General features: G+C 51.3%; 20 protein-coding genes and 1 other annotated feature. Of the genes, 8 read left to right on the top strand and 12 right to left on the bottom strand.

What is annotated here, in order from left to right; all coding sequences use genetic code 11:
* Positions 1-131: 131 nt before the first annotated feature.
* Entirely contained in the window at positions 132-1409 is a 1278-nt protein-coding gene (locus tag ABID47_RS21885) for an MFS transporter (protein ID WP_354499854.1), read from the top strand.
* 129 nt (positions 1410-1538) lie between these two features.
* Here the strand turns inward: ABID47_RS21885 and ABID47_RS21880 are convergent, their stop codons facing one another.
* The 4 genes from ABID47_RS21880 to ABID47_RS21865 form a co-directional block, all read right to left on the bottom strand.
* Entirely contained in the window at positions 1539-2201 is a 663-nt protein-coding gene (locus ABID47_RS21880) for a nitroreductase family protein (RefSeq protein ID WP_354499852.1), read from the bottom strand.
* A 136-nt stretch (positions 2202-2337) separates the two neighbouring features.
* A complete protein-coding gene (locus ABID47_RS21875) occupies positions 2338-2739 on the bottom strand; it encodes an RrF2 family transcriptional regulator (protein WP_116233243.1) in 402 nt (133 codons plus the stop codon).
* Between the two features lie 188 nt (positions 2740-2927).
* On the bottom strand, positions 2928-5057 hold the full coding sequence (locus ABID47_RS21870) for a multicopper oxidase family protein (RefSeq protein WP_354499849.1): 2130 nt from the start codon (positions 5055-5057) through the stop codon (positions 2928-2930).
* A 13-nt stretch (positions 5058-5070) separates the two neighbouring features.
* Positions 5071-5625: a DUF2269 family protein gene (locus ABID47_RS21865; protein ID WP_116233241.1), complete on the bottom strand. Its 555-nt coding sequence runs from the start codon at positions 5623-5625 to the stop codon at positions 5071-5073.
* 146 nt (positions 5626-5771) lie between these two features.
* Between ABID47_RS21865 and ABID47_RS21860 the strand changes: the two genes are divergently transcribed.
* Positions 5772-6470, top strand: coding sequence for a response regulator transcription factor (locus ABID47_RS21860; RefSeq protein WP_354499847.1), 699 nt, complete (start codon positions 5772-5774; stop codon positions 6468-6470).
* Positions 6460-7791, top strand: coding sequence for a sensor histidine kinase (locus tag ABID47_RS21855; RefSeq protein WP_354499845.1), 1332 nt, complete (start codon positions 6460-6462; stop codon positions 7789-7791). The genes ABID47_RS21860 and ABID47_RS21855 overlap by 11 nt, the downstream gene beginning before the upstream one ends.
* Before the next feature lie 221 nt (positions 7792-8012).
* On the opposite strand, the gene ABID47_RS21850 is transcribed toward ABID47_RS21855, so the two are convergent.
* Both ABID47_RS21850 and ABID47_RS21845 read right to left on the bottom strand, forming a co-directional pair.
* Entirely contained in the window at positions 8013-8933 is a 921-nt protein-coding gene (locus ABID47_RS21850; protein ID WP_354500419.1) for an alpha/beta hydrolase family protein, read from the bottom strand.
* Positions 8934-8996: 63 nt separating this feature from the next.
* The gene (locus ABID47_RS21845; protein WP_354499843.1) at positions 8997-9749 is read right to left on the bottom strand and encodes an SDR family oxidoreductase; all 753 of its coding nucleotides are present in this window, start codon (positions 9747-9749) and stop codon (positions 8997-8999) included.
* 228 nt (positions 9750-9977) lie between these two features.
* Between ABID47_RS21845 and ABID47_RS21840 the strand changes: the two genes are divergently transcribed.
* Entirely contained in the window at positions 9978-10439 is a 462-nt protein-coding gene (locus ABID47_RS21840; protein ID WP_354499841.1) for a MarR family winged helix-turn-helix transcriptional regulator, read from the top strand.
* Positions 10440-10682: 243 nt separating this feature from the next.
* Here the strand turns inward: ABID47_RS21840 and leuA are convergent, their stop codons facing one another.
* Complete coding sequence (gene leuA / locus ABID47_RS21835; RefSeq protein WP_354499839.1) at positions 10683-12350, bottom strand: 2-isopropylmalate synthase; 1668 nt, start codon at positions 12348-12350, stop codon at positions 10683-10685.
* Between the two features lie 76 nt (positions 12351-12426).
* Positions 12427-12689 (bottom strand) — a binding site (T-box leader).
* Positions 12690-12868: 179 nt separating this feature from the next.
* Entirely contained in the window at positions 12869-13648 is a 780-nt protein-coding gene (locus ABID47_RS21830) for a nuclear transport factor 2 family protein (protein WP_354499837.1), read from the bottom strand.
* A 247-nt stretch (positions 13649-13895) separates the two neighbouring features.
* Here ABID47_RS21830 and ABID47_RS21825 point away from each other — a divergent pair, with 247 nt between their 5' ends.
* On the top strand, positions 13896-14504 hold the full coding sequence (locus ABID47_RS21825; protein WP_354499835.1) for a TetR/AcrR family transcriptional regulator: 609 nt from the start codon (positions 13896-13898) through the stop codon (positions 14502-14504).
* 85 nt (positions 14505-14589) lie between these two features.
* On the opposite strand, the gene ABID47_RS21820 is transcribed toward ABID47_RS21825, so the two are convergent.
* On the bottom strand, positions 14590-15054 hold the full coding sequence (locus ABID47_RS21820) for a phage tail protein (RefSeq protein ID WP_105445572.1): 465 nt from the start codon (positions 15052-15054) through the stop codon (positions 14590-14592).
* A 278-nt stretch (positions 15055-15332) separates the two neighbouring features.
* Here ABID47_RS21820 and ABID47_RS21815 point away from each other — a divergent pair, with 278 nt between their 5' ends.
* The gene (locus ABID47_RS21815; RefSeq protein ID WP_354499832.1) at positions 15333-15944 is read left to right on the top strand and encodes an isochorismatase family protein; all 612 of its coding nucleotides are present in this window, start codon (positions 15333-15335) and stop codon (positions 15942-15944) included.
* A gap of 159 nt (positions 15945-16103) precedes the next feature.
* On the opposite strand, the gene ABID47_RS21810 is transcribed toward ABID47_RS21815, so the two are convergent.
* The 3 genes from ABID47_RS21810 to ABID47_RS21800 form a co-directional block, all read right to left on the bottom strand.
* Entirely contained in the window at positions 16104-17117 is a 1014-nt protein-coding gene (locus tag ABID47_RS21810; protein WP_354499830.1) for a DUF3231 family protein, read from the bottom strand.
* 297 nt (positions 17118-17414) lie between these two features.
* Complete coding sequence (locus tag ABID47_RS21805; RefSeq protein ID WP_354499828.1) at positions 17415-18638, bottom strand: RNA polymerase sigma factor; 1224 nt, start codon at positions 18636-18638, stop codon at positions 17415-17417.
* 8 nt (positions 18639-18646) lie between these two features.
* Positions 18647-18994 (bottom strand): YciI family protein, encoded by a 348-nt coding sequence (locus tag ABID47_RS21800; RefSeq protein WP_105445395.1) that lies wholly within the window; start codon positions 18992-18994, stop codon positions 18647-18649.
* A gap of 305 nt (positions 18995-19299) precedes the next feature.
* Here ABID47_RS21800 and ABID47_RS21795 point away from each other — a divergent pair, with 305 nt between their 5' ends.
* On the top strand, positions 19300-19635 hold the full coding sequence (locus ABID47_RS21795; RefSeq protein ID WP_116233229.1) for an ArsR/SmtB family transcription factor: 336 nt from the start codon (positions 19300-19302) through the stop codon (positions 19633-19635).
* A 59-nt stretch (positions 19636-19694) separates the two neighbouring features.
* Positions 19695-21011 carry an alpha/beta fold hydrolase gene (locus tag ABID47_RS21790; protein WP_354499826.1) on the top strand — a complete coding sequence of 439 codons (1317 nt, stop codon included), beginning with the start codon at positions 19695-19697 and terminating at the stop codon, positions 21009-21011.
* Positions 21012-21014: the final 3 nt, after the last annotated feature.

The following is a 21014-nucleotide window of genomic DNA, read 5'->3' as shown; positions in this document are numbered from 1 at the left end:
TTTCCAGGAAGACTCTGTGCTTGCCCTATTAGGTGTCTTTCCTTCATTGTAAAAAACTTCAAGTTCCCGTATCCTTAATCTTGTTACAAGCTTTTTGCATCATGCACGTAGGAATGGAGACTATGACCGCCATGAAATCATCCTTCTTAACCCGGCCTTTCTATTTCCTGTGGACCACCCAGACGGCGGCAAACGCCGCGGATGTGCTCTACATTATGGCACTTACGGTGCTGGTGTTAAACCAGACCGAATCACTCATATCGGCGGCGTTTATGCCGCTGATGCGCAGCGGAGCCCAAATGCTGAGCGGCCTGATCGCGCCGCTGCTGTTGAACCGCTTCAAACTTCCAGCCCTGCTGCTCCTCTCGCAGACGGGTCAGTTTCTGCTGTTCGTAGGCTTGGCCGTTTACCTGCAGCTTACCGGAAAGGACGCTGTGTTTGTTCTGGTGTTTGCGCTGGTCTTCGCCATGTCCTTCCTGGACGGGTGGACGGTTCCCGCCCGCAACGCGCTTGTTCCGCGGCTCGTCGCACATGAGCAGGGCCTGCTCAAGGCCAACAGCTTGATCAGCGTCAGCGATCAGGTGGTGCAGTTTGCCGGCTGGGGGCTCAGCGGCGTTATTGTCGCCGTGCTTGGACCCAGTCCAACACTGCTGGTGACGGCCGTCGTCTATGGGCTGGCAGCGGCTTTTACACTGGGCGTCAAGGAGCCGGCGGAAGCCCATCTTGAACAGCAGCCGACCGACGCAGCGCCTGACGACAGCATAGCAGCGGCTCCAGCTTCCAGATGGCACACCTTGACCGAGGGCTGGAAAATCATCTGGAAAATGCCGCGCCTGCGCCTGCTGACCTTCATGGACATCATCGACATGCTGGGCGGTTCGGTATGGGTCGGCGCTTTTACGCTGGCCTTCGTTCAGACGGCGCTTGGCCAAGGCGAAGAGTGGTGGGGCTTCATTAATGCGGCATATTTTGCGGGGACGGTTGGCGGCGGACTGCTGGTTCTGGCCATTTCACGCGCCATCGGCAGCAGCCTTCTGGCCGCCATGCTGATCGGCATGGCGGGGTATGGCATCCTCACCGCCATATACGCCCTCAACACCCAGCCCTTTATCGCGCTCATTCTCGTCCTGCTGATGGGACCATTCGCCGAGCTCTCGGTAATCAACCGCCGCACTTTGATTCAGCGCAGCGTTGACAAAGGGGTTCTGCCGAAAGTGCTGTCCGCCCAAGCCTCCTTGCTGAATCTGGTGTTCTGTATTTCGCTGCTCGTTATGGCTGCCCTTGCCGAATGGCTCGGCATTGTGAACCTATACTTGTTAGCAGCAGTCCTAACCTTGCTGGCGCTGGGAGTCGGCCTGATCGGCCGCCAGGCTTTCCGTAACGAATCTGCTCCCGGCGCACGAATGTAAATTCCGCTAAAAAACCACTCCATTATCTGGAGTGGTTTCGTCTTTAATATGCTGATGGAACGGTATCGTCCAAACCGCTGCGATACCGTTCATATCCTTGGGCGTTTTTTTCTTGCTTGAATGATGATATTATGCCTTAGGCATTTCGTTGTAGAAAGCGACATCCTCAATCGGCAGTCTTAACGTCGGGTGTCCGGGATTTGCCGCCTTGCCGATGGCGATTAGCATAATAGGAGCGTATCTCTCTGGAATATCGAACGCTTCTGCAAATTTAGCATGATCAAAACCGCCCATCGGAACCGTATCATAGCCTTTGGCACGGGCGACAAGCATAAGCTGCATGGATACCAATCCACCGTCAATAGATATTTTCTGGAGAACAGTCTCTGAAGGCATGCTCGCGAACATCGTTTGATAGCGTTCCACAAAGGATTGAGCAGTGTCTGCAGGCATGTAACCCGCATCAACCGCCATTCCGTAAATCTTCTCGGCCAGTTTATAGCCCTCCAAATCTCCGAGTACCGCAATGACAGCCGAAGCCTCGATCACCTGCTGCTGATTGAAGGCAATCGGATACAGTTTTTGCTTCAGCTCCTGCGAGTCGATGACGAGGAATCGCCACGGCTGCAGATTGGCGGCTGAAGGAGCCAGCGCAGCTTGCTGCAGGATTTCGTTCATTTCCTCCCGCGAAATTTTCACTTCGGGATCATAGCTGCGGACGGACCGCCGTTCCTGAATAACGTTGAAAAATGGCTGCTGCTCCACGGTTTGTGACAATTGTGAAACGGACATGCTTCTCTCCTCCTCGTAATTACTGTGCTCAGTAAAGGCACAGTATATCTTAAAATAAAATGCAGTCGGGCCACCAACTGCAACTAACATGAACACAGTATATAACGTTTCGGCTCACATTGCAATCCGGTAATTATTATTGCATCAAATCGGCTAACGTATGCTGCTTGAGCAATTCAACCGTCTGATTCTGCACTTCTCCCATAATTGCTTCAAGCTTTTGTCGGCCCGAAGTGCAGTCCTCTTTAACCTCTGGTTCGCAGCAATCCGATTTTACAGCCAAATATATATCCGCCAGCGTAATTTCATCCGGACGGCGCTTCAGATAGTAACCCCCATTCCGTCCCTCTCTCGCTTCAACCATTCCGTTATGCGTGAGCTGCGCCAATACTCTGCGGAGGAATGTGGCATGTGTTTGGACATCGCAGGCAATGGCCGCACTGTTAAGCGTTCCTTCGCATTTGGCAAGCAAGATCAGGGCATGAACGGCAGTGGCGAAACGCGGCGGACCAATCTGGGCGCTCCGGTTAGATATCATTTAAATCCCTCCTGTTTACAGTGTATCGCAATCTCACAACAGATGTCTGCATCAGCAATACTTTCTTTTATCATATCAGTTCTTCCCTTAACATAAAACTCGCGATTAACGGAGTGGATGTTTGCGGGATAAGGCAGGCGTCATGTTGATGTGTTTTGGTATCCCAACGAAAATGACGCCATTTTGCACTAATCCGGCAGGTTCCCGGATCTTGTCCCTACTTCGTACGATGACCGGACATTGTCGTACATGAGATGCAGAATCATGCCGGTCGCCGCATGGTCCAGATTATGGCAGTGGTCCATCCACATGCCCGGATTGTCCGCGACAAAGGCCACTTCATACGATTCGCCGGGCATGACGTTTAGCGTATCGGTCAGCCAAGGCGTTTTCACCTTCTCGCCGTTTTTCTTCAGGACCGTCATATGATGCCCGTGCAGGTGCATCGGGTGCTCCCCCAAACTTTTGTTTACGAACGTCGTTTTCACTTTATCTCCTTCTTTGACGACGAGGGTCGGAATCCGGGGGTACACTTCCCCGTTGATCGTCCACAGAAAATGGAATGTACCGTTGTAAAAGCCCATTGTGTTGCCAAGGATCATCTGGAATTCCCGGTCAAATTTCACTGTACTCGTAACCTCGTTCACGACGGGCTGGCCGTAATTGGACGGATCAAACAGTGTGGTTTCCTTACGAAAGACCGGTTTCTCCGGCTTCACCCCTGAATAAAAAACGATGCCCGGATTGCTGTCGTCCTTGGCATTGCCGAGTTTCAGGAAGACCGGATGGTTCGGCATCGTAAAGGCCACGTCGTATCTGCCACCCGATCCCAGCCGAAGCGCGGTTTGATCGGACAAGGGCTGCGGATCCTGGATCTTCATCCCGTCAATGCTGGTGACGCGAAAGTCAGCCCCCTGCAGAAGGTACTTCTGAGAAAGGTTATGCGTGTTGATCATTCTCAGCTTGACCGTCTCCCCGGGCTGCACCTGCTTCCATTGCAGACCATCTTCATTGCCAAGGGCATTGATGTGCCCTTTGTCGGTCATCCAGCGATGATTGATCACAGTAAACTGCTCATCGAAGGTTTCTGTTTCCTCTTTAGGCTCCACGATCAGCGTGCCGAACAGCCCCTTGGCGACTTGCTCCGATGCCTGTTGATGGGAATGGAACCAGTATGCCCCCTCTTGCTCGGCCCGGAACTTGTATGTGAATGATTGCCCTGGTTTGACGACATTTTGGGTCATCCCGGGCACGCCGTCCATCGCATTTGGAACGTTATAACCATGCCAATGGATGGTTACCCCGCTATCCACATCCTGGTTGATCAGCTTCACTTCGACCATGTCTCCTTGCTGTACGCTGAGCTCGGGGGCAATTTCACCGTTATAGGTCCAGGCATCGATCACGGCTCCAGAGGCCAGCGTCATCTTCTTGCGCTGTGCGACCAGCTCGAATGTTTTGTCGGCGGGGGCCGAAATATCGCCCGTCAGAGCGGCTACTTCGATTTGATCCGACCCGGCCGAACCTGATGCATGATGAGCGTGATGCTGCTGATGATCGGAGCCACCGGACATCGACATCAGGGTAGCCGCGCCGCCCCCTTCGTCCATCAGGTCATGATTCATCATGTCGGACGCTTCCGGCAGCTTCGAGGCATTCACCCCGACCAGTACATTGGACACAAGGATAGCAATGGCGACGACGAAGGTGAGCACACCGGCAGATGCGAATTTTAGCAGTCTGACAAAGATCCCGCGCTCTAGCTTTTCCCCTCTGTTCACCTTTAAGTAACTTCGATATGCGAATAACGCAGGCACAAGCAGTAAGAGCACAACCAGCAAAAAGCGGGAAGCGATCTGGAACAGACTGGGCAGAACCGGCTGGGCGAAAAAGGTACTGAAAGCGGAAATCCCCGATGCGAGCACCGCCGCCAAAAAGGACAGCATGACCGAAGGGTGGGCCACCGTGCGCAGTGCCTTCTGCCCCGGGGGATTCCCGCCGGAATCCCGCAAGCTTTTTAGCTTAGGCAGAACCCTTACCGCCAAATACGACTGGGGGATCAGCGTCAAGGGTACAAGCATTTTGACCGTACCTTCTATAAATGGCCAGCCGCCGTTGACGAATTGGAGGGCGATCGCTGCATACCAAACGGCGCTCAGCAGCATCGCGCTCCCTGCTGCCCACAGCACAAAGGTCCTCTTATGTTTCTGGCTGCGGTTGGTCCGTGCGTACGGAAGGCATGCGGCCGTCATGCCGGCGACTCCCCAGAACAGAGTCATACCGCCGGTAAGCAGAATGCTGGTTATCGTTACGAACATAGTTTTCCTCTCCTTAAGACCGAATGTTTCGTGAAGCTGCCGCCCGCGGTTTTGATGGATGGGCTTTTGTGTTGATTTTGCCGAAAGGTTTGAAATACGAAATGGCCGTCATGAAGACGAGCGATATAATATTAGCCAGGGCTCCTCCAATCAGCGAGTAACTTGTATTCAGAAAGGCAGCGTCGCTGAGCGCAAGAAGTCGGGCCTGATCCGCAGTGCGAACGATTTGGGACAACCAGTCCTCCATGTACACAATGCCGAACACAATCAACAATAGGGTCAAGGCCAGCTTGATCACGATCCAATAATATTTGAACAGCCCCCAATTGGTCCAAACGGACAAGGCAATCCCAGTGATCACCGTGACAAGAGCGGTGTACCGGATGAACACGATATCGATCAAATGCATATTTTCCAATGTGTAATACAGCTGGTCCCCGTTCTCCGCCTTCAGCATATACATGCCGAACAGCAGCATGACCAACGCTCCGCCGAGCCAGCAAACGACCGACAGCACGTGGATGATGATGATCGCCTGCTTTTTCTTGACCGGCAATTTGTAACTCATGGGCAAATCCTCCCTTAGCGGCTTCTATGTTAGCTATATTACCTGCGAAATGTTGCAAACTTGTGGTGAATCTATTTACACATTGTGGGGGCTGCCCATATTCTATAAAGAGGTAAAAATGAATGATCATGTCAGGGAGTGTGGGAATGAGAATCAAGGTGCTGATCGTAGATGATGAAGTCAAAATCGCATCCCTCATGGAATCGTTTCTTCAAGCCGAAGGATACGAATGCCTAACCGCAATGGACGGTTCGACCGCCTTGCAGCTCTATACCAAACATCAACCGGATATCGTGATTCTGGACTGGATGCTTCCCCAAATGAACGGGCTGGACATATGCCGGCAGCTTAGACAAATCGGGTCCCCCGGCATCATCATGGTCACGGCCAAATCCGAGGAAACCGACAAAATCGTGGGCCTCGAAATGGGTGCAGACGATTACCTGACAAAACCTTTCAGCCTAAGAGAACTCTCCGCACGCATCCGCTCCTTGTTGAGACGCATGAATAGAACCGGCCAAGACGGTCCCGCCCAGATCCTGCGAAGAGGAGAACTTGCGATCCACGAGGACAGCCTTCAGGTATTTAAGGGGGATGAGGAGCTGCATCTTACCCCAACCGAATTCAAGCTTCTGCACCTCCTGGCATCCAAGCCCGGACGGGTGTACAGCCGAATGCAGCTGTTGCAGCACGCGTTCGAGGAGGAGTTTATCATCGATGAGCGGACGGTTGATTCGCATATCAGCAAGCTCCGCAAGAAGATCGAGGGCGGCGGCCGGGGCTCCGACTATATTCAAACCGTTTACGGTTTCGGATACCGTTTCGGAGCGGAACATGAAAATTAGAAACAAGCTGATGCTGTCGATGGGCGTTCTGATCGTGTTTATCCTGCTTTTTCTGCTAGGGGTCACGCATGTGCAGTTTTATATATCCCGCGACATTGTGTATCTTCAGGATAAGAAACCCTTTGATTCCCTAAAAAGTGAATTCGAGCAATTTTATATCCATCACGGTGATTCCTGGGACAATGTCGGCAGTGCGAGGTTTGAATCGGCCGCAGCCTTTGCGGAAATCGCATTATCCGCTGGGGGAAAGATCCTGTATCAGCAAGGAGAGCTGAGTGCGGACGAGCTTCGAAGCGACGGCTACTTGGTGCCGCTTAACGTAGGGGACCAGCGAATCGGAAGACTGTATGTGATGAATGACCGCCAGTTCAAAATCTACGGGTTCAAAACGATGTGGTACGGCATGCTGCCCAATATCGGGCTGGCATCGCTGCTGTTCACCGGCGTCGCGGCACTGCTGACCATTTTCCTGTTGTCGTGGAGGCTCACAAGCCCCATACGCAAAATCATCGGCGGGATTGAGAGTATCAAAAAAGGGGATGCAGCACCCATTTTTCCCGAACATAGAAAAGATGAGTTTGGTGCGATTTCCAGGTCCCTTCGCGAAATGAACGAATCGCTGGCCGACGCGGAGCGCACCCGCAAGCAGCTGATGTCCGACGTCGCCCATGAGCTCAAAACCCCGCTGATGATCATCCAGGGAGAGTTGGAGCTGGCCCACGAGACGGGAGCTTCCCTCTCTGCCGCCAAGCAGGCCTCGATTCACGATGAAGTGCTGCGGCTGTCGCGTCTGGTTCATGAGGTGCTGGATTTGTCCAGGCTGGAAGCCGGCATGACGGAGCTGCATCCGCGGACGGAGAACTTGGTTGCGCTCGTGGAGGATTTAACTTCGAAGACCAAGTTTATGGTGGAGGATAAGCAAATCGATCTGTCCTTGCACGCCGAGGAAGAGGTAATATCCGTTTCAGTGGAAAAAGGCCGCATTCTTCAGGCGCTGTACAACATCCTGACGAATGCCGTTTACTATACGCCCCCCGGCGGACAGATCAGCCTACGGGTGGAAACGGTACGCCTGCCGGACCGAGAGGGGTCCTATGCCCGAATTCGGATCGAAGACAGCGGAGCCGGCATATCCGAAGAGGATTTGCCTCATATCTTCGACCGGTTCTATCGGGCGGACCATTCCCGTGCTCGTCCAAGCGGCGGAACCGGCCTCGGGCTTGCGATTGCAAGGCAAAACATCCTTGCTCATCGAGGCTGGATTAATGTGCAAAGCACGGTTGGCACAGGCACGGTATTTAGCGTCTATTTGCCGTTGTGAGGCGTAGGAACATGCGAGTACCCACAAAATAATCACACCCCCGCCTATAGCGGCAAGTTTAAAGGCCATCCTTTTTAGGGATGGCCTTGGTGATATCGCTTGTTCTAACTATCGTCTTGGAAAGTTGTCCCGGCACCGAACTTCAAATGATATCTGCAGCCGGGCGCGCGAGCACCTCTATGGCCTCAGGTCGATCCGCCCGTCGGACGCCCGTCCGGCCCTTACTTCGAATCAATGCGGCCCAGCGGGTTGGCCCCATCTTCCAAAGCCGCGCGGGCTGCCGCCCAGCTGGAATCTTCGATGCCAAGCGCGCTGCGCAGATAAGCCCATGTGACCCGCTGGAGCAGGGCGACCCGTTCGGGGTTCTCGTCCGTCGTCTCCGTGACGTTGTACCCGGGAATTCCGCCCAGCGAGTGCTCTCCCCCGAAAAGGGTGAGCAGACTCTTGCTGCCCGGGCTCAGGAAGTACGGGTCGGCGAACCAGTCCGGCCCCCGTGTGGACAGCCGGGACTGATCCTGGTCCCCCGCGACCACGAGGGTCGGCGTGTTCATGTCCGCGAAGCTCGGATTCATGAAGGGGAAGTGCTCGGCCGCGAACGGGCTCAAGTCGGCTCCGCCCTTGCCCGTCGTGGCAAGCAGCAATCCCGCCTTAATCCGCGGGTCGGACATGTCCTCTCCCGGCTTACCGTCGGCATTAAGGACACGGGCGCCGAGCAGCGCGCTCACCGTCTGGCCTCCCCAGGAGTGTCCGGCTGCGGCAATGCGGCTCCGATCAAGGCGTCCGCTGAGGCCGGGAACCGCAGCTTCAATAAGATCAAGCTGGTCGAGAATGCGCTTCAGGTCATCGACCCGAATGCGCCAGATCAGCGGTGTTCGGGAATCTTCAGGTGGAAGATTCAGCGTTCTCGAGTCGAGGTGGGTGGGTTGAATGACCACGAAGCCGTGTGCGGCCCAAAAGTCCACCAAGGGAGCATAGCCGTCCATCGACGAGCCAAAGCCATGGGAGAAAACGATAATGGGCAGGTCATGCCCCGCTGCGGGTGCAGACACCCGCACTTGCAGATCCTCACCCCGTTCCGGCGCGGGCAATACTACTGGTTTTACCGAGATGATCGGAGTAGATGTATTAACGTTGATTTCCATAATTAAAGTTCCTTTCGTTAAGAGAGATTGGGAGTTGGTTTGGATCAACCACTAGAAGCTGCATTACCACGGGAGTGGGCCGTCCTCGTTCGAAAACGTGCCTGTCGGACCGTTCTCATCGAGGAGCGCCAGGCGCACGGGTTCGCGTGCCCCCTGTTCGACGGTGCGCGTGCCCGCGAAGTTGTTGAGGTCCGTCCCGGTAAAGCCCGGGCAGGCTGCGTTGACCTTGATGCCCGCCGACTCGAGTTCGATGGCGAAAGCAAGCGTCACGGCGTTGAGGGCGGTCTTCGACGGGCTGTACACGGCACCGAACATCGGGCGATGCGGATTGGCCGGGTCGGCGTTGAGCGTCAACGACCCCGCTTCGCTGGATACGTTGACGATGCGAGCCGCCGGCGCCTTACGCAGGAGCGGCAGCATCGCTTGGGTGACCGCGATAACGCCAAACACGTTCGTCTCGAACACCGCGCGTACCTCGTCAAGAGAAGCGACGCTGGGCCGGCACGATTCCGCGATCTCCTCCAGCGGCCGGTCCGGATTGCCCGCATGCGAGATGCCGGCATTGTTCACGAGCACGTCGAGACGGCCGAGCTCTCGGCGAATACGCTCTGCCGCGGCGTCGATGGAGGCCTGATTCGTGACGTCGAGCTTGAGGGCGCGTGCGTCCGGTCCTACACTTTTGGCTGCCTCCTCCCCATTCTTAAGGCTGCGCGACCCGACGAGTACGGTGAAGCCGTGTACCGCGAGATCTTTGGCAATTTGAAGGCCGATTCCCTTGTTGGCCCCGGTAACCAGGGCGACGGGTTTATCCTGCATCTAAAAAATCTCCTTTCGTGCATTGAAGTATGGGTATTTGTAAATGCTCCAGGCTGATGCGCCAACTTCGTATCCAGAATGGACCCTTGGGTTGATACGTCAACCTAAAGGGTAAAAAACTTGGTTGCACCTCAACCCGTCATGTGCGATCGCTACTGGTTGATGCGTCAACCTGGTATCTACTGTAACATGTTGTGGTTGATGCGTCAACCATGATATGATGGTTCTATGGATAAGAACGAGCTGAATGAAGAAGAAATGCGAATATGGCATATGTGGAAGGGCTCCTTCCAGACCATCTTCGGCCGCGTCATCAAAGAAATGTCCGAACAGACCGGACTATCGGAAGGTGATTATGGTGTTTTGGACCGGTTAGACCTGCTTGGGGACGGCAGCCTTCGCCAGCAGGAATTAGCCGACTCGATGGACTGGGATAAGAGCCGATTGTCACATCATTTGACGCGGATGGAGAAACGTGGACTCGTGAGGAGGAAGCCGCTGAACACGGATCGTGGCGTTCAAGTCGTCATCACTCCCGCCGGCAAATCCGTGCTGGAGGATGCCCGTCCCATCACCTCCAGGGCCATACGCAGGCATTTCTTTGATCAATTAACCGAACAAGACATCGAGTCGATTACTAGGTTAGCGGAGAAGACAAGGTCTTCGTCTGGTAAAACCCCGCCGCCCTGACCACGTTTGTTAATGCTATTCGTGAAACAGATGAGTACATCGATCAGTAAAGATCAGGCCCATCACCCAAACAGTGAAGGGGCCTTCTACTTTCTGTAAGCCCTAACCCCTCTCTAAGGTGTCTATGGGCGAATAAACAGAAAAGGAGCTGCCCGCGGCAGCTCCTTTTCTTATGTGTGAGAATACTCTCATTCTCTTTAAGTGGGGACGAAATGATCGAATTTCGTTCTTAGCCTGAACCGATCAGTTGGTATTGCGGCTAAACTGATTCACGGCACTAAAGAGTGCTTTTACCGATGAAGTCATAATATCCACGTCAATGCCACATCCCCAATATACACTGCCGTTGGAGGCCGTGATCCCGATGTAAGACACCGCTTGGGATTTCGAGCCTATTTCCAGAGCATGCTCCGTATAGACCAGATCGGAATAATCCAGCACAAGCTCAGTTTGCAGCGCATTGCTGATCGCATCGAGTCTGCCGTTTCCGTTGCCGGCGATTTCCTTGACTTCGTTGCCGGTACGAATCGTGACGATCGTTTGGAAATCCTCGTTGTCCGTCATGCGGTATTTCACAAACTCGACAGGCGTTTGGATATTCACGTATTCCTTCAAGAAAATAGCGTAGATCTCCTCAGGCATCAGTTCCTTCTGCTGCTGATCCGATACGTTTTTAACGAAGTATCCGAAGTTTTCGCGCATTTTCGCCGGGAGGTCAAGTCCGTACTTCAGCTGCAGCACGTATCCGATTCCGCCTTTGCCGGACTGGCTGTTGATACGGATAATGTCGCCTTCATATTCCCTGCCGATGTCCATCGGATCAATCAGCAGATAAGGGACCGACCAATGCTGCGGATCCTTTTCCTCGCGCCATTTCATTCCTTTGGCAATGGCATCCTGATGCGAACCGGAGAATGCGGTGAATACCAGCTCGCCTCCGTAAGGATGTCTTTCGCCGACTCTCATTTTGGTCAGCCGTTCGTACACGGAGGCAATGGCCGGAATGTTCTCAAAATTCAGCTTCGGATCGACCCCGTGGGAGTACATGTTGAGCGCCAGCGTCACAATGTCCACGTTCCCCGTCCGTTCCCCGTTTCCGAACAACGTGCCTTCGACGCGCTGAGCTCCGGCCAGCATGCCAAGCTCGGCGTCCGCCACGCCCGTGCCTCTGTCATTATGCGGATGAACCGACAGAATGACATGTTCCCGGAAGTTCAGATGCTCGCTCATATACTCGATCTGGCTGGCGTAGACGTGAGGCATCGACATGGATACCGTTGCCGGAAGATTGATGATGACCGGATTCTCTGCCGTCGGCTGCCATACGTCAAGCACGCTGTTGCAGATGTCCAGCGCAAACTCGATCTCTGTACCGGTAAAGCTCTCCGGCGAATATTGGAACTGGAAGTTCCCTTCCGTCTCCGCCGCGCATTCCTTCAGCAGCTTGGCGCCGCTCACAGCGATATCGATAATCTCTTGCTTGGATTTGCGGAATACCTGCTCCCGCTGCGCCACAGAGGTGGAGTTGTACAGATGAACGACGGCTTTTTTCGCGCCCTTCAGCGATTCGAACGTTTTACGGATGATGTGCTCTCTCGACTGGGTCAGCACCTGGATCGTCACGTCGTCCGGGATCAAATCCTGCTCGATCAACGTGCGCAAAAAGGCAAATTCCGTTTCCGAAGCTGCAGGAAATCCGACCTCGATCTCCTTAAATCCGATATCCACAAGCAGCTTGAAGTACTCCAGCTTCTCCTCCAGATTCATCGGAACGATCAACGCCTGATTGCCGTCGCGAAGGTCAACGCTGCACCAAATCGGCGCCTCCGTAATATATTCCTTCCGGGTCCAGTTCAGGCTGGTCTCCGGCGGCATAAAATATCCTCTGTCGTATTTGTTTACATTTTTCATGGATACCCTTCCTTTCGTCGATTCCTATGCTAATCTGCCAAAGATCGGAGGCGCAAAAAAAGCCTTTCATCTCCACTACAGAGACGAAAGACTTTAACATCTTACGCGGTACCACTCCGAATTCATGCCAACGCCGGCATGCACTCTACGGATACGGTTTGCATAAACAGACAAACCTGGATCCTCCTGATGATAACGGTCAGGCTCCGGCTCCACCTACTTTACAGTTTCAGCGAGCAACTCCAAGGTGAGTTCCAATTTTCTCCACGGCTGTTTCACACCGGCCAACAGCTCTCTGTTCGCTTAGAAAACCGTACTATTCCTTTTCAACGTAGTTTAATTATTAGGATTAATGCTATATCACCGACACGATGGTGTCAAGTGTAAATCTACATCGTATTGTTCTTCCGTGAGGGCTTTTTTATTTGTCTGAATGCTGCGTTCCGGAAATAAGCGCAGCACAAAAGGACACCGCCGCAATGATCCGGCGATGCCTCTCTATTAACTCCCCTCAAGCCTCAAAACCGGTTGTTCGAATTTTTCCGCTTTTCTTCTGGCAGGATAGCCTCGACCACGTCCCAATGCTCAGCAATCTTTCCGTTCTCCACACGGAACAAATCGTAAAAAGCCGTAGGCTGGCCATCAAACAAACCTTCACTTACCGTAAGCACAAAATCGCCTTGGCCAATGACCTGATGGAGCTGAGTATATTGAAATTCAATATTTCTCGCCGATAGCGCCTTGAGTGCCTCATGAAGTCCCGAAAGGCCATCCCCAATATGCGGACTATGCTGAATGTAGCGATCCCCGTCAAAATAGGAGTTCAGCAGCTCCGGATTTTTCCCAAACAAAATGTTCTCCACATAGCTTTGGACAAGCCCTTTGTTCGCATCCGTCTTGTCGATATCCTGAACCGTGACCGGTCCGTCAATCATCGTATGGCCGCTTGTCGTCTTCCCCACCATCTCCTGCAAATTGTCCCAATGCTCGACGATAAGCCCATTTTCAAAACGGAAAATATCAATCCCGATCTTAGGACCGAAGAATTCATATACGGAATGGAGGACTACAAAATCCCCGTCGACCAAAGCACGTTTAATGCTGACCTTCGTACCGTTTTCCTTTAAATGAGCCAGCGCACCTAGCATGGCATCACGGCCATCAGGTAAGGCTTGGTTGTGCTGAATATATTTATCCGGATGAACGTAAGCCGTAATCGCTTCGGGGCTGCCGCTCTCCAAGCTTTCCAGCACAGCGGTTGCCTTAAGAACAAGCTCATTATGATCGTTGAATGTCATCGAAATATCCTCCCTTTGATACCGAAAGTTAAAATGAACGTTTGCGCTTGATGGACCGGTCCTGATCTCGCACCATTTATCGTCATCAGATAAATAATGAACACGATGTTGTTTATTTATCTTGTGTTCATTATAATAAGGAACCATAGCACCCTCAATATTCAATATTTTGAGTTTTGCAGGATAAGAGGCATTTCGCACAGATTTGTCGCTTAACGTCTTAAATTTTTTGCAGGAGAGCGAATCCATGAACAAAAAGAAGACCGATCTAAGAATTGTGCGCACGAAACAATCGATCCGAAAGGCATTTTATGAGCTGATTCAGGAAAAAGGATACGAAGCGATCACGATCCAGGATATTGCCGACCGGGCGATGATCAATCGAAACACGTTTTATCTTCACTACCAGAACAAGCCGGATTTATTAGATACATGCATGGATGAGCTGTTAAGCGAATTGCAGCAGACCGTCGTGCTTTGCCCATTCCATATGAACCCTTTCCGTCTGTCCAGACTGGAGACTGTCATGCAAGCCGTTCTGGAACACATTTCGGGGAGTATTACTTTGTACTATGCCATGTTGGTGGAGGAGAGCAGAATCTATCCGTTTCGAGCAAAAATGGAGGCGATCATCAAAGGCAAACTGGATGAGGGGTGGAATCCTGCGCAGGGGGGTTCGCCGTTAGCGGTATCTAAAGAATTGCTGCTTGAATACCTTGTATCGGCTTTCATGGGGATCGTGATTTGGTGGATCAAAAACGACCGGCCCCTGTCCGCGGCTGAGGTATCTTCCCAGTTCAGTAACATCGTGACCTATGGCCATTTGAAAGCTGCCGGCATTGCTGTCGAGGAGTAGGATCGCGAGAGCAGAGGAACATAGGCTGGCGTTCTTTAAAAGATAAAGGACAGGAGAGCATGGTCTGCCCCGCCTGTCACATAGCTTAATATTCCCCTTTAATGACAAAAAACGAGCCCCGAATCGTTCCGGCCAGCTTGGACTTCTGCCTCGCAAACTTAAACTTCCCTTCCAGCTCTTGCGGTACCTCCATCCCTTCCGAAAGCTTGAAACCGACGGCCCGTTTCTTCGGGTCATCCACGGTATACATGACATTGAGTGCGAGACCATCCTCATAAAAAACGTAGGCAATTTGGATATTTTCCACTTGAAAACGCGATGTTTCCAAAGGTTTGGCCGCAAACTCAATATCCCGTTCTTCCTTCAAAATCCGGTTCACATAGTCCAGGGTCTCCTGGCTTTCGCTGGCGGGCACAACCGTAAATTCATGCTTGTACTTGTTCATAAAGTAACGGGCTTCATTTGCGCGCAACCCTGCAAGCGCTTCGGCGACAGGTGAAGATTCCAAACCAACCGTAGATACATTTTGAAAATCAACGATATACGACATTTCCATCCCTCGTTTTCTCTAAATTTCCAGAAATCTATATTTCACAAGGTGACTGACAATTTTGTTAGTCTTCTAAATATTGTTTACATAGACTGGTAGAAACAAACATCCCGTTTAAATATTCAGCACTTTGCGTCAAAATCCTTCACATATCTTCATAAAATCTATGTATTCTAGGAGAATCACTCCTAGGATAATCCACTCTCTCGTTAATCACCACGGCCTAATATATACTGATTCCGTCATCATTACATTACAAGATTAGCGGAGGATTTCCTATGAATCAACTTCATGACAATCATACGCATAGCGGGCAAAGAGAACCGTTCATCGATTGGAACAGAACAGCTCTGGTCGTCATCGATCTCCAAAAATGGATAGGTCCGCAGTATGCCCCTTATTCCGCCGAAATGGTCATTGCCAATGCAGCCAAGCTGACCCAGCTTTTCCGTAGCCATGGGGCTTTTGTAGCACTTGTGCATGTGTCCAGTAAGGACTTCAAAGATATGCTTAGCCCTAAGCTGGATGCCGCACCTCCCAAACTAAATCTGGTTGAGGGCTGGGACGAATTTGTTCCCGAACTCGGCGTAACTGAAACGGATCATATCATCTCTAAAAAGCAATGGGGGGCCTTCCATGGAACAGACCTTGATCTCCAGTTACGCCGCCGGAACATTGATACGATCGTCATCTGCGGCATAGCCTCAGGGATCGGTGTGGATACAACCGCCAGAGAGGCATTTCAGCACGGATATGATATCATTTTCGCGATTGACGCCATGACCGGGTTCACGAAGGCTGAGCATGAGCATGTACGGGACGTCATTTTCCCGAGGATGGGACGGATTCGCACAACGGAAGAGATTTTAAAAGAGGTTATCTATCAGTGAGTACTCCATTAGCGTTCATTTTCGCCGTACCTGGGATACGGATCACCGGACTGTTTGTAACCGCAAGTCAAAAGGCCATCCTGTAAAGGATGGCCCTTCCTATACCTATAGCTCACTCGATTCAACTATTGTACCCAAAACAGCTTCTAGATCAAGCTTTTAATGTCCCGCTTGTAACCCATCTCGGTCTACAGCTTCTGGAGGTTGCTCCAGCCAGCCATGGTCAATCATAATATTGGCACCATCTTCTACATATAACGATACTTCCAACTGGCATTTTGCAAATAAAGCGGCTACATCTTTTCTTGCACTTAGTGAGGCACCATTGGCGTATTCCCTGATCTTCATGGCAAACATATCGATTTTATGATAAACCATCAGTTTGTCTGAGAAAGGGGACTCCGTTGATGGTCTGACCAAATGATCAATGAGTGAAGGAGACGGCAAACCGTCTTTGGACAATTTATCCGACATCAGATCAATATGTTTTTCGTTAAGATTCTTTCCACGGTCTAAATATTGTCTGACTTTTTCACTCTTTGCCACCTGGACAAAGCCAGTAATAATCGCTTTACTTGTGATGTCGTTGTTCATGTTCCCGTATAAATGGGCAATTTCCAAGCCTTGCAGCGGTCTCCCGTTTCCAAAAAATACATTTAGAAAACTCTGTTTGGTAATAAAATCAACTCCTTCGGGAGGAGGAATGACAGGTGGATTTATTGATGCATTTTTGGAAAGCAAAACATCATTGACCTGAACCATTAATTGGCTCGTATCATGAAGGGTCTTGACAAAAAAATCCCGGATATCCTTCCTCGTTACTAAAGGAATAGCCACGCTATAAATACTCATTCCGGCTTTGCCCAGATACTGTAAGTAATGAAGATAAAAGTCATCTTCATACAGCCGGGGTGCTTCCAGATTTACGTCGTCCTTCGTAAACCCGACGGGTATGGGAAAGTCCGCTTTTTTAAAAATGGCTTCGATATCCTGTATATAATCTTCACATAACCCCAGGGCAAATTGTAAAATTCCTTTAATTTCTTTATCGTTCACATGCTGGAGATAGTAACTAAGCACGCATTTTCCCATCGTATTTCCAACATACGTTGCCCAAAGTTTTCCCATCTCCGCTGCCGTTAATTGTGATTGATCTGTCTTCACAAAACTCATTCCTTTTATGGTCTATTGGGAACCCATGCCTAGGATATCCAGTGACCAGCTTCGAAATACACTAAAAGTGCACTTAATTAAGCACATCTCCCTCCTGCAAAGTCCTCCCACGGATACGGAAGAAGGACAAGTTGTCCAAAGGCTGACAAATTCCATGTAAATCAAGCATGCTATAAAACATTTACCGTTACTTATGGTACGGTTCAGCTTAAACGGATCTATCGGCAAAAATGAGAAAGGGGCTGGCACGCCAGCCCCTTTCTTCCTCGGGAAGTTTATTTTATCCCGGTGTGTAATTTATATCTCAGCATCTTGGCGATTTAGAAATTGCCGAATCGATATATCTGTGCTTAGCCCAATGGCACGGCTATAAGCCAAGTGGGCATCTTCCTTCCGCTGCATCCGTTTGTATAAATGACCGGCAAGTGCCCAATAGGGCTGATAGCTTACCACATCTGCAGTTGGAATGGCTTCTAGAAGCGCAATGCCGCGTTCCGATCCATAAGCCTCCGCCACCGCGGCGGCTCGGCCGACTAATGCGCCTAGGGTAGGAGATATACGAATGAGGCCCTCATATAACTGAGCAATCGCCTCCCACTCTGTTTGCCCAGTCCATAAACGCTGTGCATGCACGGATTGGATCGCGGCCATGAGTTGAAAGCGTCCGATTTCACCGGCATGTGAGGCGATATGCAGATAACGCTCCGCCTCCAAGGTCATGCCTTGCTCCCATCGGGCACAGTCCTGCTGCGAGAGGGGAATATAGTTCCCCTCTTCATCATGCCGAGCCCCGACTCGCGCTTCACAGTGCAGCATGAGCGCCAACAGGCCATTCACCTCCGGTTCGCGGGGGTTGAACTGGAGAAGCAGCTTTCCTAGATAGATCGATTCCTCTGCCAATCTCCTGTGAGGCGAATCGGCACTGGCTGCTTCGTCCCACCCGCTCCCGTAAGCAGCGTAAATAGCCTCCAGGACAGAATCGAGACGATTCGGGATTTCTTCAGCATCGGGCAATTCAAATGTGATGCGTTCGGTACGAATTTTGGCCTTTACCCGCGTCAGACGCTGGCTCATGGTGGAGGGCTTGACGATGAATGCAGATGCAATCCGGGCTGCATCGATTCCAAGCACCGTCTGCAGCATAAGCGGTGTACGCATCGCAGGGTCAATGGCCGGATGAGTACAAAGAAACATCATCCGCAGTCGTTCGTCCGGAAAACCAGTGTTTGACGATGCGAGCCGTTGTGTATCCTCTGACATGGCAATGAGTGTCGGCAGCGCACTTTCGGAAACGCGGGTACGGCGTGCACGGTCGATAAGCCGCCTACGGGCGGCGGTAACCAGCCATGCCTCAGGCTTATCCGGAATGCCGATCTTCGGCCAAGTTTCTAACGCAGCGAGAAAAGCGTCCCCGATCGCATCCTCAACCGCCTGCAGATCATGCCAATTTACAGCTAAATAGGAGAGTAATCGGCCGTAAGCGTTACGAGCTGTTTGTTCAATCACTTGATGAGCTTCCATAGAGATGATTACTTCAGCGCGGGAAGGTTTTGTCTGACCTCCACCGTATCGACTGGCCCTCGAGCAGCCCACTCTAATGCAGTATCCAGATCCGGAACATCAATCACGAATATTCCGCCGAGCTGCTCTTTCGTCTCGGGAAACGGTCCGTCCTGAACCGCCATTTCACCGCCGCGCCGTTTCATCGTTGCAGCTGTCTCCGGAGCATGAAGCCCCGAACCAAACACCACGATTCCAGACTGTCGTAAAGCATGCACGTAATGCGTCCAGCCTGCCAGGTATTCTTGTTGCCGGGCTGGATCCATTCTAGCCGCAAAATCCTCCTGGCTCTCGTAAAACATTAAGGTGTAACTCATACAAAAACTCCTCCCTGTAAAACCGTATTGGAATTGGGTTGCACTATAATGTCGTGTGGGCTGCTTCAATTTCTACATTACAAGAAAAATATTTATTTAAAAAGCTGGGGTCATTTGTGATGCGATTTTTGCTTAACGTGTCTATCGGTTTACAGCCAGGAATTGCAGGCCCGTCAATCAGCATGATACACCTGTTTCGCTCATCCACAGCAGCCATAAAAACTAAAAATGAGATTAATCCGCTCCACAACTAGCATCACAAATATACGTTGACACGTATATACACTTTAGTGTATATATAAGACATGAACACATCAACTCTCCAAATGACGTTATTTACACTAGCGGAGCCTAACCGGTTCAATATTGTTGAACTGCTCAAAAAGGGGCCGCTGTCGGTGAGCCAAATCGTTGAAGCCCTTAACATTGGGCAGCCGCAAGTGTCTCGCCATCTGCGTATTTTAAGCGAAGCCGGGTTGGTGCGATCCCGTAACAAAGCACAACAGCGAATATATAGCCTTGAGGCTGCACCGTTCCAGGATCTGGATGAATGGTTTGACTCCTTTAGCATCCTGTGGGAGGAGCGTCTGGACAATTTCGAGGAATATATGCTCGACTACAAAAAAAAGGAGGACTTATAACTGAAGTTCGGTACCTTCGTTTGGCTTCTTTGAAACTTACGAATGAGGTGGGTGGGAATATGAGAAGGAAAACAAAAATTCACCGGGATCATGAACGCCGCGAATTAACTGTTGAGCGCATAGTAGCCATTCCACCGGGTCTTGCTTGGGAAGGATGGACAAAACCGGAGCACATCGCCCGTTGGTGGGGACCTAAACGATGGACTGCCACCGTGTATGAGATGGATGTAAAACCCGGCGGTGTTTGGCGATATAGTCTCAGAGCAGATGATAATAGCGGGGAAGAAGCATTTTGTCATGCTGTTTATCAGGAAGTTAGTGAGCCTTCCAGACTCGTTTACATGGATACTTTCACCGATAAAGACTGGAATATCGTAGAGAACAGCGAGATGAGTACGACCGTCTTATTCGAAGAGGTGGCAAAAGGAACAAAGCTTAGCATTGTGACACGTTTTGCTACGGTCGAAGAACTGGAAAATGCCGAAGCCATGGGCATGATTGAGGGCTTCGCGGATGCCTTTGACCGACTTGAGCTCTATTCAGAATCGTTAAGAGGAGGAAACTTAACCATGGAAACTGTCATTTCAAAAGATGGCACAAAAATCGCTTATGAAAGGCAAGGTAACGGCCCTGCCATTATCCTCGTTGCCTCTGCAGCTGCTGACCATCACGATGCTGCTCAGCTTGCCGACCAGCTGGCCAACCATTTCACCGTTTACAACTATGACCGACGAGGCCGTGGTCAAAGCTCCGATACCCATCCGTATTCCGTTAAGCGTGAGGTAGAAGATATCGAGGCATTAATTCAAACGGCCGGGGGCAACGCATGTCTTTTTGGAAGCTCTTCCGGCGCCGTTTTGGCTCTTGAGGCAGCCAGCCGCTTAGGAGAGCAAGTCGCGAGGCTGTACCTGTATGAACCGCCTTTTATTATTAACGATAGCCGCAAGCCGGTTCCCGCAGAATACGTCGAGCACTTGAACAGTTTGATTGAAGCCGATAGAAGAAGCGATGCAGTTGCCTATTACATGTTAGAAGCACTTGGTATTCCTGAGGAATATATAAGTTACATGAAAGCCGATCCTTCTTGGAATTCGATGGAGGCCTTGGCTCACACTCTCGCTTACGATGGAATGATTATGGGTGATACCCAATCCGGCAAGCCGCTACCAGTCAATCGCTGGAACGTCAGCATTCCGGCTATAATCATTACAGGTGAGAATAGCGAACCCTTGTTTCACGACGCGGCCAAAGAGCTTGCTGGAATTCTGCCAGCTGCTGAAACCTTCACGCTGATAGGCCAGGATCATTCCGCTGTTGTGATGGCTCCGAATGTACTGGCTGAAGTGATCATCGCTAAGGCATTGGAACAAGCGTAAAGG

The sequence above is a fragment of the Paenibacillus favisporus genome (assembly GCF_040545415.1).
Classification (GTDB): domain Bacteria; phylum Bacillota; class Bacilli; order Paenibacillales; family Paenibacillaceae; genus Paenibacillus_AQ; species Paenibacillus_AQ favisporus.
The sequence above is the reverse complement of the archived record's forward strand: the minus strand, read 5'-3'. Positions and strand labels throughout refer to the sequence as shown.